The organism is Paenibacillus sp. ACRSA, from assembly GCF_022346845.1.
Classification (GTDB): domain Bacteria; phylum Bacillota; class Bacilli; order Paenibacillales; family Paenibacillaceae; genus Paenibacillus.
In genome coordinates this window covers 1-16999 of record NZ_JAKRNP010000009.1, presented here as the reverse complement: position 1 = coordinate 16999, position 16999 = coordinate 1, and the positions used below count along the sequence as shown (strand labels likewise).

General features: G+C 42.5%; 16 protein-coding genes, 1 pseudogene and 1 riboswitch. Of the genes and pseudogenes, 3 read left to right on the top strand and 14 right to left on the bottom strand.

Annotated elements, in window-relative coordinates; all coding sequences use genetic code 11:
* Positions 1–18: 18 nt before the first annotated feature.
* The 7 genes from MH215_RS21860 to MH215_RS21830 form a co-directional block, all read right to left on the bottom strand.
* Complete coding sequence (locus MH215_RS21860; protein ID WP_239293297.1) at positions 19–486, bottom strand: GNAT family N-acetyltransferase; 468 nt, start codon at positions 484–486, stop codon at positions 19–21.
* Positions 487–621: 135 nt separating this feature from the next.
* On the bottom strand, positions 622–1404 hold the full coding sequence (locus MH215_RS21855) for a phosphotransferase family protein (protein ID WP_239293296.1): 783 nt from the start codon (positions 1402–1404) through the stop codon (positions 622–624).
* Between the two features lie 55 nt (positions 1405–1459).
* Positions 1460–1819 carry a hypothetical protein gene (locus MH215_RS21850; RefSeq protein ID WP_239293295.1) on the bottom strand — a complete coding sequence of 120 codons (360 nt, stop codon included), beginning with the start codon at positions 1817–1819 and terminating at the stop codon, positions 1460–1462.
* A gap of 84 nt (positions 1820–1903) precedes the next feature.
* Positions 1904–2299 (bottom strand): VOC family protein, encoded by a 396-nt coding sequence (locus MH215_RS21845; RefSeq protein WP_239293294.1) that lies wholly within the window; start codon positions 2297–2299, stop codon positions 1904–1906.
* Between the two features lie 85 nt (positions 2300–2384).
* A complete protein-coding gene (locus MH215_RS21840; RefSeq protein WP_239293293.1) occupies positions 2385–2948 on the bottom strand; it encodes a histidine phosphatase family protein in 564 nt (187 codons plus the stop codon).
* A gap of 233 nt (positions 2949–3181) precedes the next feature.
* A complete protein-coding gene (locus MH215_RS21835) occupies positions 3182–3391 on the bottom strand; it encodes a hypothetical protein (protein WP_239293292.1) in 210 nt (69 codons plus the stop codon).
* 135 nt (positions 3392–3526) lie between these two features.
* A complete protein-coding gene (locus tag MH215_RS21830) occupies positions 3527–4804 on the bottom strand; it encodes a WD40/YVTN/BNR-like repeat-containing protein (protein WP_056691564.1) in 1278 nt (425 codons plus the stop codon).
* A 322-nt stretch (positions 4805–5126) separates the two neighbouring features.
* On the opposite strand from MH215_RS21830, the gene MH215_RS21825 reads away from it, so the two are divergent.
* Complete coding sequence (locus tag MH215_RS21825) at positions 5127–6056, top strand: L-lactate dehydrogenase (protein ID WP_239293291.1); 930 nt, start codon at positions 5127–5129, stop codon at positions 6054–6056.
* 409 nt (positions 6057–6465) lie between these two features.
* Here the strand turns inward: MH215_RS21825 and MH215_RS21820 are convergent, their stop codons facing one another.
* The 6 genes from MH215_RS21820 to MH215_RS21795 form a co-directional block, all read right to left on the bottom strand.
* Entirely contained in the window at positions 6466–7407 is a 942-nt protein-coding gene (locus MH215_RS21820) for a tyrosine-type recombinase/integrase (RefSeq protein WP_239293290.1), read from the bottom strand.
* A gap of 36 nt (positions 7408–7443) precedes the next feature.
* The gene (locus MH215_RS21815; protein ID WP_239293289.1) at positions 7444–8514 is read right to left on the bottom strand and encodes a hypothetical protein; all 1071 of its coding nucleotides are present in this window, start codon (positions 8512–8514) and stop codon (positions 7444–7446) included.
* Positions 8515–8821: 307 nt separating this feature from the next.
* Positions 8822–10222 carry a branched-chain amino acid transporter BcaP gene (gene bcaP / locus MH215_RS21810; protein WP_239293288.1) on the bottom strand — a complete coding sequence of 467 codons (1401 nt, stop codon included), beginning with the start codon at positions 10220–10222 and terminating at the stop codon, positions 8822–8824.
* 449 nt (positions 10223–10671) lie between these two features.
* A complete protein-coding gene (locus tag MH215_RS21805; RefSeq protein WP_239293287.1) occupies positions 10672–12039 on the bottom strand; it encodes an amidohydrolase family protein in 1368 nt (455 codons plus the stop codon).
* A 360-nt stretch (positions 12040–12399) separates the two neighbouring features.
* Positions 12400–12597 carry a hypothetical protein gene (locus tag MH215_RS21800; RefSeq protein ID WP_239293286.1) on the bottom strand — a complete coding sequence of 66 codons (198 nt, stop codon included), beginning with the start codon at positions 12595–12597 and terminating at the stop codon, positions 12400–12402.
* The gene (locus tag MH215_RS21795; protein WP_239293285.1) at positions 12594–13190 is read right to left on the bottom strand and encodes a hypothetical protein; all 597 of its coding nucleotides are present in this window, start codon (positions 13188–13190) and stop codon (positions 12594–12596) included. Before MH215_RS21795 ends, MH215_RS21800 begins: the two co-directional genes overlap by 4 nt.
* A gap of 438 nt (positions 13191–13628) precedes the next feature.
* A riboswitch (FMN riboswitch) is annotated at positions 13629–13774 on the top strand.
* A 146-nt stretch (positions 13775–13920) separates the two neighbouring features.
* Here MH215_RS21795 and MH215_RS21790 point away from each other — a divergent pair.
* Positions 13921–14901, top strand: coding sequence for a DMT family transporter (locus MH215_RS21790; protein WP_239293284.1), 981 nt, complete (start codon positions 13921–13923; stop codon positions 14899–14901).
* 171 nt (positions 14902–15072) lie between these two features.
* Complete coding sequence (locus MH215_RS21785) at positions 15073–16569, top strand: amidase (protein WP_239293283.1); 1497 nt, start codon at positions 15073–15075, stop codon at positions 16567–16569.
* Between the two features lie 322 nt (positions 16570–16891).
* Here MH215_RS21785 and MH215_RS21780 read toward each other — a convergent pair.
* Positions 16892–16999: pseudogene (locus tag MH215_RS21780) on the bottom strand (IS30 family transposase); the annotation flags it as partial.

Genomic DNA, 16999 nt, shown 5'->3' with positions numbered 1-16999 from the left:
TTCTGCTGTCCTTACTCGTTAGCTGAGTAATTTTTTCATATCTATCCTGGTATACGTCTTCTCGTAGCTAGTACCATCTTCGTTGAAATAAATAGCGTCTTTGGAGTAGGGTGCTGAAATTGCATGATATCCGTGATGAGTAATAAGTTTAATCATTTTGGGATTTTCAATGGGATCAACACTCACGTACATTTCTGTACAACCTCGCTGCTTCGCAAGACATTCTCTATACGTTATCAACGCTGATCCTATGCCGTTCCCACGATGCGTCTCTTTAACATATAGATCACTTAATTTTGGAACCGATTCGCCTCTTAATTTTAGAACACCGAATCCTAATATGATATGATCTGTTGCAGCAACGACTAGTATTGCCTCTTGTTTCTCTTGCTGTGTAAGATATCTAGTGAAAAGCCCTTTATTGTTCCGAATAGAGCAAAGTCCATCCATATCGTTCACAGTAGCATTCCTTACGATGTATTGCATGATGACACTCCCTACATTTCCATTCTTACTTATTTATTTATATTGACATCCTATGCGCAAAATGGGGTTATTTACAATTCCGAAACGACACTTATCCTAAGTTATCTACCATGAATTCTTCCCGTAGATAGAATATTAGAAGAAGTTATATAGACCGTCTTCAAAGTAGTCATACTCTTCATCCGTTAATCTCAGCTTGCCATATGCGTTATAAAATACTTCCTTATCTCTCTCATCTTCGAAAGCGTTATGTTTCGGTCTAATCGCTAATGCAACATCATATCTAGGATCGCCGTAAGCAGCGCCTGACCAGTCAATTACACCGACAATATTACCATCATGAACTAACACATTGTCTATCGTAAAATCACCATGAATTAACGTATTTGTTATTGGTGCTGGCCTTATTTCTTGGATCCGTTTAAGAAGCGCTTCTGTACCGTCAACTGCAAAATTCTTCAGATTATAATTAGCTTTTAGTAACATGCTATCTAACCAAGTCGTATCCCTCTTTATATATGCCGTAGGACATGAGCTTTCATGAATCTGCTTGAGACAACGCGCAAAGTTACCTATCGCTCTTTCTTTATCTTTAGGATCAGGTGCTTTAGATAGAAATTCTCTGAACGTTATCCCCTCTATGTGATCCATTAGTAGCCATTTCGTTTGATTCTGCCTATATATTGAATACGCTTTCGGGATAGGTAACCCTAAAAGGCGGAGATGTTGAAGTGCTTCATACTCTTCAGACAACCACTTATTGTAGAGGAGGCTTTCTGTTTTTTTGACGATGTACTTCTTATCTGGGGTATGCAAAATAGCTACGATCGAAGTATGCCCTTGATTATTGGGAAAGGTAATGTTCTTAACTTCACCAACCTGCTGAATGATCTCTTTTGGAATATCTTGAATATTCATCCTTACACCCTTTCGATAAAATCCCTCTGGTTTGAGCCCGATCAACATGTCGATTTCAATACTCCCCGTTGTACTCAGCAAAGCTAGTTTGTTTAAAAAGCCTAATATGATACGGAGTGCATATTTCCTTGAACGTTGGACTTAAATCCTCAATGATGCAAAGTGCTTCATCTACATAATCCTCCGAAACGAACACTTCTTCATCTAGAAACCCACTTAATAGCGCTGAGTCCTTCCCTTTATGTTTCAAGCAAAGAAAACCGTACCCCGGATCAACGATGACCAAATTCATCATTTGATGCTCATTCTGTTCTTTATTTTTATCGTAGAATCGTACAGTAAAGTCATCACCTTTATGATAAATCTCTACATCACAGGAAAAATTCTTGTAGCTGAACCTCATGATTTCATCCACTCTCTTTCTTCAATCCTAGAGTTCCTTTGTCTTAACGGATTGCTTATCTAGTTCTGCACAACTTAATTCCGGAAATGTAATCGCTCAATAAATCAGTTCACAGTCATTGTGCTCCCAGACATCGAATACATTACCGTCTAGATCTTCTAGAACAAAGAATTTACCATATTGACCTTCATCACTAATACTTCCGACATTCACATCTTCTGAGATCAAATATCTATGTAAAGATGCTATATCATTGGTAAAAAAGGTGATGACCCATCTCTTCTTGTTATTTATTTCAAATACAGCTCTTGTTTCATTATCACTCTGTATGAGATCCAGAATTGGCCTATTATCTCTGAACAAACTTAAGTAACCTTCTCTCCGATTTCTAATGTTGAATCCAAAATGTCGAACAAACCATTCCGCTGATCTCTCCAGGTTAGATACAGGTACTACATTGTATGCGATCCCCAATATTCTCCCATGTTCCACGATTGAATCCCTCCATGATCGTTTAAGCTTTCAGGGTTGTTTATACAAGCCTTTTTAGTATTCGTTCCTTAAATCTTCAATTAGTTCATAGGGTCATCTTGTAAACTCCTGCTTCTCCCAAAAATTCTGATTTTGTCAGTCCAGCTTCTCCTAATAGTATCCGATAATTGGTTATGCTTCCATCATGAGATATGATAAAATGCCTTGTATTGTTCTGTTTCATCCAGCCTATTAGTTGATTTCCAAATGCTTTGAATAGATTCTCGTCAATTCTATTAATCCCTTCGTTCCAACAATCTAAATCCAAATCAAGAATGGTTAGATTCTTATATTCATTCCTAATTTCTTGCTTTGAATATATATAATCACACTTCAAGAAAGGAAACTCTGGATTCTGTGGAAACATTCTCGGGCCAACTAGAGGTGTAACAATGATATTGCGATTACCAGCTAGAATTAGAGCGGTTTCTATTGTCCTTTGGGTCGGACTTACAAGGATCACGTCATCCGAATTAAAACTTAATTCAGTTCGTAGTTTACTTACCTGCATCTTACCTAATTCCGTAAGACCGGGATGGATCTTATTCAATTGATTAGGATAATCATTAAGATGCTCCCCATGCCCATGACGAATAAATATGAGTTCCATTGCAGTTCAGCCTCCGTCTCCCAAACGTAATTAGCTGTAATCCATTACTCCATCTATGACAATTTAAACTTTCAGTATCTACATGATAACGCATACCGATATTTTTGCGAAGTAAGCAGAAGGATAAAATAACCTTTCCCACCAAAAAAAGAAACGCTCTTATAAGGAGCGTTCCGGTTGAAATTTGTGATCTAGACTGAATATTTGAATGTTATTCCAAGCTTACCTATTGCCTAGGCGTACATCAAATCCATAAATCCACGAGTTACGTCAGCACCCTCAGCGGGTTCTGGCTGGTCTGCCTGTGCGTTATTTTCCATACAAGCTTTCACGGCTTCTTCGGTTGTGCAACGATTGGCATCATCACAAGTGTAGCATAAGTGAAGCATATATCTGGTTAAATCGTCCGCCTGCGTGAATTGAGTTTGTTCGTTTGTTCTCATCTTCATCACTCCCATCTCTTCTTGAATTCAATATAACATCCTTTAAGTATTTATTTTGTGATTTATTTCACAAAGTATCTAAAAAGAAAAGAAACCCGTAGGTTTCCTACTTACAATGTGTATTGTACCTGGTGATTATAGGACTTTCCAGCGGACGCCACCATCTTCCGTTTGCAACAATAAGGATCGTTTGGTATCCGTATTTTCCACCAGCACCCACCCCAGCTTCGTTGACACCATCTGGATCTTCACGATCTCCGGATAGTCTTCCTGAATCTGATCGAACACTTTACTTCTCGGAAGCGCGTTCCAGGTCTTCCCTCCATCTTCTGTATGGTAGGTTATACCTTCATGTATCGTCCATCCATCGTTAGCGTTAAGAAACGTGGGTGCAAGGTTACGATTCAGACCCGTCTGCTTATTGAGCGAGAACGTAGACAAGCTCCAACTCTTTCCTCCGTCATCTGTGAAAAATCCATTGAACTTGGTACGATCTCCTGTCGAACAGGACAATGGCATCCAAGCTCCTTTGGCTTCTCGTCCGAAAAATTGGGGTGAGTTGATGCCAAAATTGCCACATCCACTGAATTTATCACGATCGAAGAACGAAGCACCCACCTTCCAATCCTCTCCACCATTCGTCGTAACGTATAACTTCGGTGTCCCAAAATCAAGTGCAGTCAAGAATCCATGATTCGCATCCGAAAACGTTAATCCTGTTGTATATCCACGTGTAGGAATTTCTCCTAATCCAGTCTGTTCGTCATTATCACTCTCAGACATCGGTTTCCAGGTAGTTCCGCCATCTTCGGTAACATACAGCTTTTTGTCTTGTTTACCAATCGAGGTATCTACCGTAGTGAGAATCCATCCTTTTTCCGGAGAAACAAAAGAAATTGCCGTTACCTTATCAGTCTTAGATAACGAGGATAAACTCCAGCTTGCCCCACCGTTGTTGGTACGAAGCACAATAGTATCCGTTCCACCCATGCCTTCACGAACGATCCATCCGTGTGTACGGTCTACAAAATATATACTTTGGCCGTACTGTGGATTGGCTGGAAACTGGACATTCTCTGAAGGTGAAATATTCGTCCAGGTGACTCCTTCATCCTGCGTATAATACAATCGTAGTGCATTTCTTGTTACTCCCCATGCCAAACCACCGTTCGAATTCAGGAGCTGAAAATCGGTCAAGCGAGTCTGAATCTGATACTTGGCCATATCAGCCGCTTCTGTACTGTTAACTGGGGGAACAACGGTTAAGGTTTGTCCGGTATTTCCCGTCTCATCCGTTTCCTGAGGTGGCTGTGCCACCGGTGTTACTTCTGAATCAGTGCAGGCTGCGAGTACTGCTGCTAAGCCTATAGTCAGCAATGCTGTCTGCACAATCTTAATCCAATGCAAACGCAAGTGGTTTCACCTCTCTTTATCCCACAAGCAGGCGTGCATGCCTATCTATTCGGGTCTTTTTACGATTCATCACCATTCCACTTCACCCATTTTACCACAGATCTTGTCGAAAAGGCTCCTACGTGTTCTATGACGTTAGACTCTATGTTAACTGAATGAAATCCATTGTCTGATTTTTATGTGCTCTGCACCACGAGTCATTTCGACGAAATATTTCTAAAAAAGACATCTCGTGTGAAAAAGTTTATAGACATCCCTCGCTTTTCCGGAAGATATCCCTTAATATGGATGGAAGTACACCCAAAAAGGAGAGGATATAAACATGGCAAATAGTACGAACCTTAAACCCAGTCGTGTCGTTATTGTAGGCATGGGTGCGGTAGGAACAACAACGGGATACACGCTGATGTTAAGACAGCGCTCATCCGAGTTGGTATTTGTGGATGTGAATCATGACAAAGCTACAGGCGAAATGCTCGATATGAACCACGGTCTTCCTTTTACCGGGGGCGTAAAAGTATGGGCTGGCAATTATTCGGATTGCAAAGATGCTGACATTATTATCATAACAGCCGGCGCATCCCAGAAGCCTGGCGAGACACGCATCGATCTGCTGAAGAAAAATGCAAGCATTTTCAAAGAGATTATTGAGAAGATTACAGCCGTTAATTCTCATGGTATTTTGTTGATTGCTACTAATCCTGTAGATATCCTCTCCTATACGTCCTGGAAACAAAGTGGCTGGCCTGCCTCTCGTGTTATTGGATCAGGAACATTGCTGGATAGTGCACGATTCCGTTACCTCATTGGTAAGAATAAAGGTATTGATCCGCGCAGCATCCACGCCCATATCATCGGCGAGCACGGGGATTCCGAAGTACCTGTATGGAGTCTTGCCAACGTTGCAGGAACGAATCTAGAGCTGGATGAAGAAACGCAAGAGGATATCTTTGATCGCACCAAGAATGCAGCTTATGAGATTATTAATGCCAAAGGTGCCACTTCTTATGCAATCGCGCTAGCACTCGATCGTATCGTTGCAGCAATCCTCGGGAATGAAGGCTCTGTCCTGAATGTATCTACCTTGCTTGAAGATTACAATGGCGTATCTGATGTCTATCTTGGTGTTCCGTGTGTCGTAGATCGTCACGGCGTGCGCGAGATCCTACCACTGCCATTGAATGAGAAAGAAAAAATCGCTTTCCAGGCTTCCGCAAACAAATTAAAAGAACAAATTGCAGGTTTAGAATAGTAGCCTGAAGGCATCATAATCCCTATTATTACTGAGCTGTAAAACAATAATCATCTAACACAACCATCTGGATCTACTTTCTCAGTGAGATCTGGATGGTTTTTTACTGCTTTTGTGAAGAGATAGAAATAGAAATGTATAAATTAGATCTTCTAATATGATATTTATATATTTAACAGTTTAATGTATCTGTGGTATATTGAGTAATCCTCCGAAAATTAGTTTACATAATATTAATTACGTAAATAAAATACCTTCTCTTATAATATTATAATTTCTAACTATAAATATTCTAACCTTTTGACTAGAAAGTGATCTTCATTATAATTTTCATTTAACTGCACAGCTACCTACTCCCCTCCCCTCAAACAAGAAAAAACCGCATCTCTTTCGATCTGCGGCTTCTTCGTTATTCATGAATCGGTTGAGCGTTAAAGGTAGGTATTTTTACATCAAGCAGCGCCATCGCTTCCTCTTTCTCCCGACTGGTGACATGCGTGTAGACGGTTGTAGTTTGGATAGATGAGTGACCAAGCAGCTCTTGAACCGTTCGTAAATCCGCCCCTCGGCGCAACATCATCGTAGCAAATGAGTGCCGCAGCTTGTGACTAGAATAGTTCTGTCGCTGCGTGGACGGCGATTCTTCCTGGAATCGTTCAAAGGTCTCGGTGGAGATGAGCTGAATGCTGCGAATAGACAGTCGTTTACCCTTTTGCGAAACAAATAGCGCTTCTTCCTTCGAACGCCATGGGGCTAAACGTTCCTCTAAAGCCTGGGACAATAGATCCGCAACCGTTTCAGGAACAGGCAATGTGCGCCACTTCCGGCCTTTCCCGAAGACATCCAACGTGCGCCTGTCTGCATTATAATCCTTGCAGTTTAGGGCGTGCACCTCTCCAACCCGTAGTCCCATATACCCCATCAGCAGGAAAATAGCCAAATTCCGTGTTCGATACTTCCCCTCAACCGATTGCAGAAAACGTTCCAACCCGCTCTCATCCAAGAAAACGGGCGCACGATTCTTCTCGGTTTTGGACTTCTTGATTCCGAAGGCAGGATTTGCTGTTACTAGCTCTAATTCAATGAGTGATTTGTAAAAGCAATGAATTGCTGCATGTTTTCGATTTCTTGTAGCATCACTTACTCCTCGTTCCCTGGCTTGGGACAAGTAAGATAACACATGCAGTTTTTTGACCTGATCTACCGATTTGCCTTTAATCGAAACGAGAAATTCAGCCACATCACCCGTATAGGATTTCACGGTATAACCTGTGTAGCCGGCATCCTTCATCCAAATATGAAAAGCCTCAAGCTCCTCTGCATATTGCTCTCTGATCTCTTCAGATATCATCTAGGTTTGTCACCACAATTCTATTGGTAATGTCCGTCAGTCAACAATAACGATATTTATCAACGGTTCGACGATCTCTGGCAGACCCTCGCTACGCGTAATTACAAATGACGGTAGTGGGTTCTCATGTAGCCCGTTTACAGACTCACAATTTTGCACAACCAATGCCATATGCAGGGTTTCTCCCGAACCAGCAACTTGAATTTGCGGCCACGCTTTCTTCGTGCAAGCCGGCCAGTTCGCAAGCTCATTGGCAGGAATAATGCTTAACTGTGTAGTTTCAGCAGCAATACGGTAAATTCCCTTGCATACAGGTTCTTCTCCCAGCTTGTCCACCGGCAACTTAGCCTGGGCAGTCGCATCGGGAGCTGCATAGATGGAATAACACCATGGCGAAATGCCCCATGCAGTAGCCATCAAGCCTTCATTTAATAGCTGAGCGGACAGATCACCTTCATTAAAACGTTCAACTAAATTGTGATCCCCGGCTCCAAGCAACTCGTCTACACGCGCAACCATGCGTGGTAGATCTGCAAGTATAAAGCCCGCACTGCCATAGGAGTCAAATACATGATGGTCTCTCGTCCATACTGGTGCTGATGCAAGTTGCTCTTGCGTAGGTTGCGCTGGGAATAGTGCGATAACGACCGTCACCACCTGAGCATATCTGACCATAGCCATCTGTTCTGGCTCCAATGGAACTTCTGCAATCCGAGGTGTTTTCCTATGAATCGATATACGAAGCTCATACTCTCCTTCAGCAAAATCCGACCATCCGAAGTCTACACTATAGTCTATACCTTCAATAGCACCTATGGAAAGCTTCGTGTCGGGATTTAAGTTTACTGTATATTGTACAAAGCTCAGTTCTTGACCATATATAATAGAAGCATCTTGTCTTACGATAGGAGCATCAAGCTGCTGAGCAACAACCGAGACTTTACGTCCGTCCTTCAAGCATCGTTGTGGATCAATATCAAGTTCTATATGCTCAACTTCAGTTTTCTGTGTGATGATCAACTTCGCCTCTGCAAGTACAGCAGAATCTGTTAAAGCAAACCCGAAATTCGGATTCATATCCTGGTTCGTATGTAAATATGTATTCATGATACATCCCCTCTCCTCTGTCTGATGGCATGTCACAATCCCAAATATATGTCATATTGAAAGAAGCCGCAACCCCAGCCCAACGATATGAGTCTACATGCACCTTAATACTTACCCGTTACACGGGTCTTAGGAACCGTTAATTGCACTTGAAATAGTAAAAATTAAATGCAGATGATTCACTTAGAATTTCTCAACTCCAAAATCGAAATAAAAAACCTCCTGTCTTTTTTCGCACAAGCGAAAACTCAGGAGGTATGAACTATTTTGTTTCCATTTGACCTATAGATTAAGTTTACTTTTCGAATTACTTCGAGTTCAAATGACTGTGATGGCGTCCGTATAAGAAATAAATCCCCAGACCAATTAGTAACCAGATGAAGAACGTAATCCAAGTGAGCATCGCAAGTCGAGTCATGAGATACACACAGCCGATTGCACTGAGGATTGGAATCAATGGGACGAATGGGACACGGAAGCCACGTTTGAGATCAGGATTGTTTTTACGGAGTACAATAATGCCCAGACTGACCACCGCAAAGGCAAACAACGTCCCGATATTGGTCAACTCTGCAAGATGTCCGAGGGAGATGAAACCAGAAAATAACGCTACAACGATTCCCGCAACCCAGCTACCCACGGCAGGAGTCTGGCTTTTGCCACTAACTTTCGAGAATACTGGAGATAACAACCCGTCCCTTGACATGGAGTACAATAATCGCGTCTGACCATACATCATCACAAGTAATACGGTAGTAATTCCTGTAATGGCACCTAGTGCTACAATCCAAGATAAGCCATGCAAGTTAACAAATTCAAAGGCAAAAGCTACTGGATCACTAACATTCAACATATGGTACGGCACAATCCCCGTAAGGATTAGTGAAACGACAATATATAATACGGTACAGATCGCGAGCGAACCGATAATGCCAATCGGCAAATTGCGCTGAGGCATCTTCACTTCTTCCGCTGCGGTAGATACAGCATCAAATCCAATATACGCAAAGAATACCGTTGCCGCTCCAGCGGTTACACCCGAAATACCAAAAGGCAGAAATGGCTGCCAATGTTCAGGCTGAACATAGAACACACCTACACCGATAAAGATCAACACAACGATTATTTTCAGCGCAACCATTATTCCATTCGCACGAGCTGCTTCTTTCACCCCTCGGGTTAACAAGAAGGTAATAATCAACGTAATGACCGCTGCTGTGATATCAAAATACGTGCCCTTCTCTGGACTAAAGGCGCTCGTTAGCTCATGAGGTAAGTGCAATCCGAATCCAGATAGTAGACTTTGAAAATAACCAGACCACCCACTAGCAACTGCCGCACTTGCAAAGCCATACTCCAGAATCAGATCCCACCCAAGGATCCAAGCAATCACTTCCCCAAAGGCAGTATAGCTGTAAGTATAGGCACTTCCCGAAGCGGGTACACTTGAAGCAAATTCCGAATAACACAGTGCAGCAAAAGCACAGATTAGCCCTGCCAGCAAAAAGGAAAGAACTAGACCGGGCCCTGCGTATTTAGCCGCAGCCACACCTGTAAGAACAAATATTCCCGTTCCGATAATCGCACCTACACCAAGGGTCATCAGATCCAGCGGCCCTAACACTCTTTTCAGCGCACTACGCTCTTCCCCACTTACAGCAATGGGTTTCTTGCGAAACAATGAAGATTGTGACTCATTTTTGCTCATACATAATTTCCTCTCGTCGTGAAAGTATCACCTGTTCAACTGTTCTATAAAAAAGTGGTTTGTTCTATCTTATCGACCACCTATAAAAAACTAGTCAATTCTACACGTTATCGCGTTGCTTTATTAAATTTTTATTTAGAGATGTCGTATGTTGTGCTTTTTAAGCGTAAATTATCACGATATCTTGCCCGTGAAAGATAATAAAAATCGATCTAAACGAAAACTGCGTATAATTTATATTATGCGCAGTTTTTAATTCACTTTTTCAAACCAAAAAACGGTTTTAATTCGTTGTTATATGAACACTTGTGAATAATAGCTTATTTCGTTTATTTACGCTGTCCATCTCTCGCGAATCCTGTCTGATTAATGCTCGTTACGGGACAAAAAAAGAGCGCATGATCCCATGCGGCTCTTGGTTTAACCTTTATTTTTATAATATCTCAAGATTACGAAAATATGATCCGATCCACATCAGACATCTGATATTGTGACAGGAGATAGCTGGTACTCTCCAATGCCTGACGACGAACCGCATCTAAATCCACATGCAACAACTTACCTTCTCTCTTCACCGGTTGACCTGCCACAAATACAGTATCCACGTTTGATGGATTGGCGAATTGTACAATGGCTCCAATCGGATCATGAACAGGGAACAAATTCAAATCCGTCGTACGAATCATAATCAGGTCGGCCTCTTTGCCTGGTGCCAGTGTGCCAATCTTATGTCCAAGCCCCAACGCTTGTGCGCCAGCCGATGTGGCGAATCTTAACACCTGACTCGACTGCAGGTTCAGTTCTCCAGGCATTTCTCCCTGCTGCAACAATTGTTCATTTACTCTCGATCGTTCTGCTTGCAGGGCAAACTTCATCTGAGAAAACATATCACCACCCGTGGATGTCACCACATCCACACCGAGTGTTGGCGTGCCTCCATTCTCCAGAAAATGTCCGGTCGCTGGATATCCATGCCCCATCATCATCTCTACCTCTGGGGTAACCGAAAGCGAAGCACCTTGATCGGCAAGCATTTTGTACTCATCGATTCCCATCGTATTACCATGAACTACATTTATTTGCGGACTTAGTAGACCTGCCTCATGTAACTTTGTCACTGACCGATCTACACTTCCCCAAGTCCCGAATCCTACATGCATGGAACAAATGGCATCTAGTTCCTCTGCAAGACGAATCTCCTTGACTGTTGTATCCCAATGACTGAACTCCGGCCCTCGAATAGAAAGTCCAAACGTCAGCAATTGATCCCTTGATGAGAAGTATTGCTGCTTCACTCTGCGTACATCGTTGGAGTATGTAAGAATACTATCTCTATTCCAGTAATTCGTTTCACCAGGTACACCCTGAGCGAATACCGCACGGATTCCCGCATCCTGAAGTCCATGAATCAATTCATCTGTGTGCTCTGGAGAATACGGCATACTCCAATCCAACACCGTCGTCACTCCTGCATTAAGCGCTTCCAAAGATCCCAATAAATTCGCAATGTAGCTGTCTTGAGGACGAAGCTTGCTTCCCATGGCTCCATAATATAGATTCTGCAAATACACAGGCAGTGACCAATTCGTTCCTGTTGTTTTAACCAGAGACTCCCACACATGACGATGGGTATCTACAAGTCCCGGGAGCACAATCATATCAGATGCGTCAATAACCTCTGCTTCGTCACACTCCAGATCAGGCTTAATAGCTATAATGATAGAATCCTCAATTAAGACATCGGCTCTTTTGTACTGACCAACCGAGGCATCCATTGAAACAACACAACCATTTTTCAGCAAATAACTTTTCCCCATTAGACACATCTCCAATCATAGTTTTTTAGTTGGATATGGCTTGCATGATGGTACGATCAGTGCTGAACGACATTATTACACAACTTATTTTTATAAAGTATATATGTATTATATAGTTACATCGCTATATTTGCAAATTTTGGAATTAAAAAAACCTTGAGTAGCAAGTAGCTATACAAGGTTTTATGAATCTTTTAGTCACTTTGAGTCTAGCACTGGGACATGCTCATTTGGTTTCTCACCAAACCCACCCCAGAACACACCTAAACTTCTGCAATCACAACACTTCATAAACAGTTCCATTTCGTATAAAACCTATACTTTATAGTCCATTTGTATAGTCCATTCTATTGAATACTTTCAATCAATCTCATCGTCCCACCAGATTAATTGAAGCAGTGAATGGTCTCCTTCATGATACTTCACTTCGCCATCTCCAGGAATCGCTGGATGTTCCTCAACAACAATGGGAAAAGGTGAACCGATGAGGTTAATCCCTATTAATAATGCAAAGCTAATGATAACAATCCCACTCAAAGTAAAAATGACTCTTTTCAATCGACTCTCTCCTCATTCATGTATCTTACTTCCCCGCCAAAAATCTTGTCTGCAACGATATTTCCATCTTGATCAAAAGCTCTTATTGTCCAGTTCTCCTCGGTATACTCATCTAATACAAACAGTGCATACTGATCGTCAATCTCTTCAAGTTGATAGTCATCCGGATTAGCTTTCACTTCTTCAAGGGAGAGCTCGTAAGATTGCGAAGACGAAACATCCTTCAGGTGATTGCCCACCGCTATGTATTTGATGTCGGATTCCCTGGTTGTTACTACACCAACTACAAAGTGATTAAGATCACCTAGACCAGTAGCCTCAAACGGCTTACCTTCCTCGACCGTACGACCATATGAGCTTCCATCATAACGATGCAAGAAACCGAACTTCTTTTCAAGTTTGGCTATACCAAAGCTCTGGTCTTGATTATCTTCAAATAATACCACTTGGCCGTAACCATGAATTTCTTTGGATTTTACAATCCGACCATCATGAGGCAATGCGTTGATTTCATTCACATGCAACCCTTGCACCGCGCCAAATCCTAATATCACAAGCAAGCATAGACCAACTATAATTAAACCTTTTCGCAAAATATCCCTCCATACAATTACATAATAATTTAATAATTAATGCATTTCAGATGAACGCTACATATTTAATGCTACCCGAACGATAAATATTGCTCACTTGATCCAATTCGTTAGAAGTTTACTACGTATCATTGTAATATTAACATAATTATACATAAGATGTTTGAACCCCTTTTTATTCATAGACTTTCTATAAAATCACCTGAACAGGCTACTTGGGTTCCACCTTCAGATGGACTAAGCATCAGGCAACTGGTAAACCATATTCATTATGACAACCATCGTATCTTCCAACGAATACCGAGCCATTGTTCTTCTTCGTAGACAGCAAGGAAGCTGGAATATCATATTCTGAAAAAAACACTTGAACTGCTAGCGCTTACAAGATTAAGATGAAATCATTGATGTTACAACTTGTTCAACACACTAACAATTGAATAGGATCTTCGGGGTAGGGTGCAATTCCCAACCGGCGGTGATGTTCTTCGGAACCAGCCCGCGACTCGCTGACTGATATAGTTATCAGCGACTGACTTGGTGAGACTCCAAGGCCGACGGTAAAGTCCGGATGAGAGAAGATCAACACATGTCATGCCGTTTTACGGGAAGTCCTCTTCCCCTACGACATATGCATGGATGAGCCCCCGTTTATTTGGTGATTCGCCAGAACGGGGGCTTTTGTCGATTTTGCCAACTGAAGATTCCGTGTTCTGACGAAGGAGTCCTGAATATGGAAAAGAATCAAACTGCCTCAACGGTTTATCGGAAAGAACGAAGTAACACTGGATTCTGGCTTGTTGTAATCGGCGCTGCATTATGGGGCGTAGATCCATTGTTCCGTATTATTTTGCTTCAGACGATGACCTCAACTCAAATTGTACTTATTGAGCACATCATTGTAAGTCTAGTCGCCATTCCTGTCTTATGGAAATTCCGCGCAGACCTGAAAAATCTACGTGCTAGACACTGGGTTGCTGTAATCTTCATTTCCTGGGGCGGATCAGCACTAGCAACGGTTTTATTCACCATGGCGCTCACCAATAACGATCCTAATACCGTTCTCTTGTTGCAAAAAATGCAACCCTTGTTCGCCATTGTGCTCGCGAAGCTGCTTTTGAAAGAAACGTTACCACGTCGCTTCGGAGGACTTTTCTTCATTGCACTTGCAGGTACCTATTTGCTCACGTTTGGATTCACACTTCCTCTAGGAAACTGGAACACCTGGATTCATGCAGGCAGCCTGTTATCCTTAGGAGCAGCTGCTCTCTGGGGCGGATCTACGGTGATGGGACGATTAATGTTAGGGCAAGCAAGATATGAGACCGTTACTTCTCTCCGGTTCGTAGTCGCTCTGCCGCTCCTCTTCTTGATGACATGGCATGAAGGAGCAGCATGGACATTCCCCTCCGGAACTGGTGAACAAGCGGCCGTCGTGCTTAATGTATTGGGTCAAGCTTTATTGCCTGGACTATTGAGCTTGCTGTTATATTATAAAGGCTTATCCTCTACAAAAGCCTCTGTCGCTACGCTAGCGGAACTTAGTTTCCCGATGGCGGGTGTTCTAGTGAACTGGATCGCTTTCCGTACGTTGATTACATGGGAACAACTCGTTGGTTTTATCCTAATATGGATTGCACTCTTTGCGATTTCCAGACAGCAGGAGCGGTCGTCAAGTGTTGCTGATGCTGCCCCTAAGCTTCGTACAGAATAATTACCTACGCAGGATGCATTCCTAACATATATGTCAACTTCTCAAACATTATAAAATGAACGCAGCACTGTTTATCCCACTGGATGAACAGTGCTTTTGTTTTTTCAGCAATCCGATGGTACGATGACATATGGAACACTAGATATCCATCTTAGAAAGGAAAGATGCTTAATGTCTTCATTTTCATATACATCTTACGATGCTATTGGTTTAGCAGAGCTTGTACGCTCCCGAGAAGTATCTCCAATTGAACTGCTTGAAGCAGCATATGCACGACTCGAAGAAGTGAATCCACAGCTTAATGCGGTAATTCGTACATATGAAGTACAAGCTCGTCAGGAAGCAAGCATGATTCGCCCAGGGGAGCAACCTTTTGCTGGTGTGCCTTTGCTACTTAAGGACATCTCTCAATCCCTAGAGGGTCAGATCCTCACTTCAGGCTCCCGTCTTCTTAAAGATCATCGAGCGTTACGAAGTTCTAACTTTGTCTCTCGATTACGTGAAGCTGGTTTTATTATTATCGGACATACGAACACCCCAGAGTTTGGGCTGAAAAATATTACCGAGCCCCGTTTACACGGCCCAACACGCAATCCATGGAATACGAATCATTCTCCTGGAGGTTCAAGCGGGGGCGCCGCTGCGGCAGTAGCATCCGGAATTGTACCTCTAGCCGGTGCCAGTGACGGAGGTGGTTCTATCCGCATCCCTGCCTCCTTCAGCGGGTTGTTTGGTCTGAAGCCAACACGTGGACGTACTCCAGTAGGACCAGGTGTTGGTCGTCAATGGCAAGGCGCTTCGATTGATTTTGCATTATCCCGAACTGTCCGGGACAGCGCTGCGCTGTTAGATACGTTGCAAGTTATTCAACCAGAAGCTGCATTTCATGCTCCCCTCTTTCCTGGCAGTTACTTGGCAGATCTGAATTATCCTCATCAACGCAAATTAAAAATTGCTTATACTACCGATTCTCCAGTAGGGACTTCTGTAAGTGAGGAAGCCATACAAGCCGTGTATAAGGTCGTTCGTTGGTTGGAGGAGCAAGGTCATGAGGTTGAAGAGAAGTTAAGTCCAGTTAATGGCGTACGGTTGATGGAAAACTATTATATGATGAATAGCGGTGAAATGGCCGCGATGATTGCTTCTATGGAGCATGCTATGGGTAGAGAGCTCACGGCTGACGATATGGAGATTGAGTCATGGGTTCTCGCTGAAGCAGGCAAAAAGGTATCTGCAGCAGAGTTTGTCCATAGTTTAGCGGAATGGGATGTTGCGGCGGCACAAATGTCTAACCTGTTCACCCGTTATGACTTCTATGTTACGCCAGTTAATGCTTATCCAGCACCTCAGATTGGAGAGCTCACGCCTCATGCGGAGCAGATTCAGCATCTAATGCGAATAAGTGATCTGGACAAGATAGAACAGCAGCAATTGATCTATGAAATGTTCGAACCAAGTCTTACGTACACTCCTTATACCCAGCTTGCAAATCTAACGGGCCAGCCTGCTATGAGTGTACCTGTTCATATGACTCCTGAAGGTTTACCGATGGGTGTTCAGGTAATGGCCACCAAAGGCCGCGAAGACTGGCTGTTGCATCTTGCTGGACAGCTTGAGGCATCCGATCTCTGGATTGGCATGAAAGGTAACCCGTTGTTTCCTTCATGATCTCTGATTAGAGTTGACTTAATTGAAGTTATTAAGGTTATTGAAGTTACTGACTCACTATCAGATAAGCTGCTGCAATCGTGTTAAAGCGATTGTAGTAGCTGATTTAATATCTACAACAAGTTATTCTTAGTTTGTCTGTAAGCTCCTAGAGAAATCGAATGAGAACTCAAATGGGATACGGTCAATGACCTATCAATTGGATTATGAGTATGTTGGAACATTGAAATAGGCACGATGTAAAATTAAACTACCTTACTCTACCTATTTTACATTTTTACATAAAATCACACTCTAGTATTTTTTAGAATGTGACGAATTGTCAAGCCAAGTGCGACAGTTCCTTTGAAAAAGATTCGTGAGCGGTTTTCCATCCCAAACATTTACGGGGTCTGTTATTGATTAAATCGAGTGAACGGGCAAGCTCGTC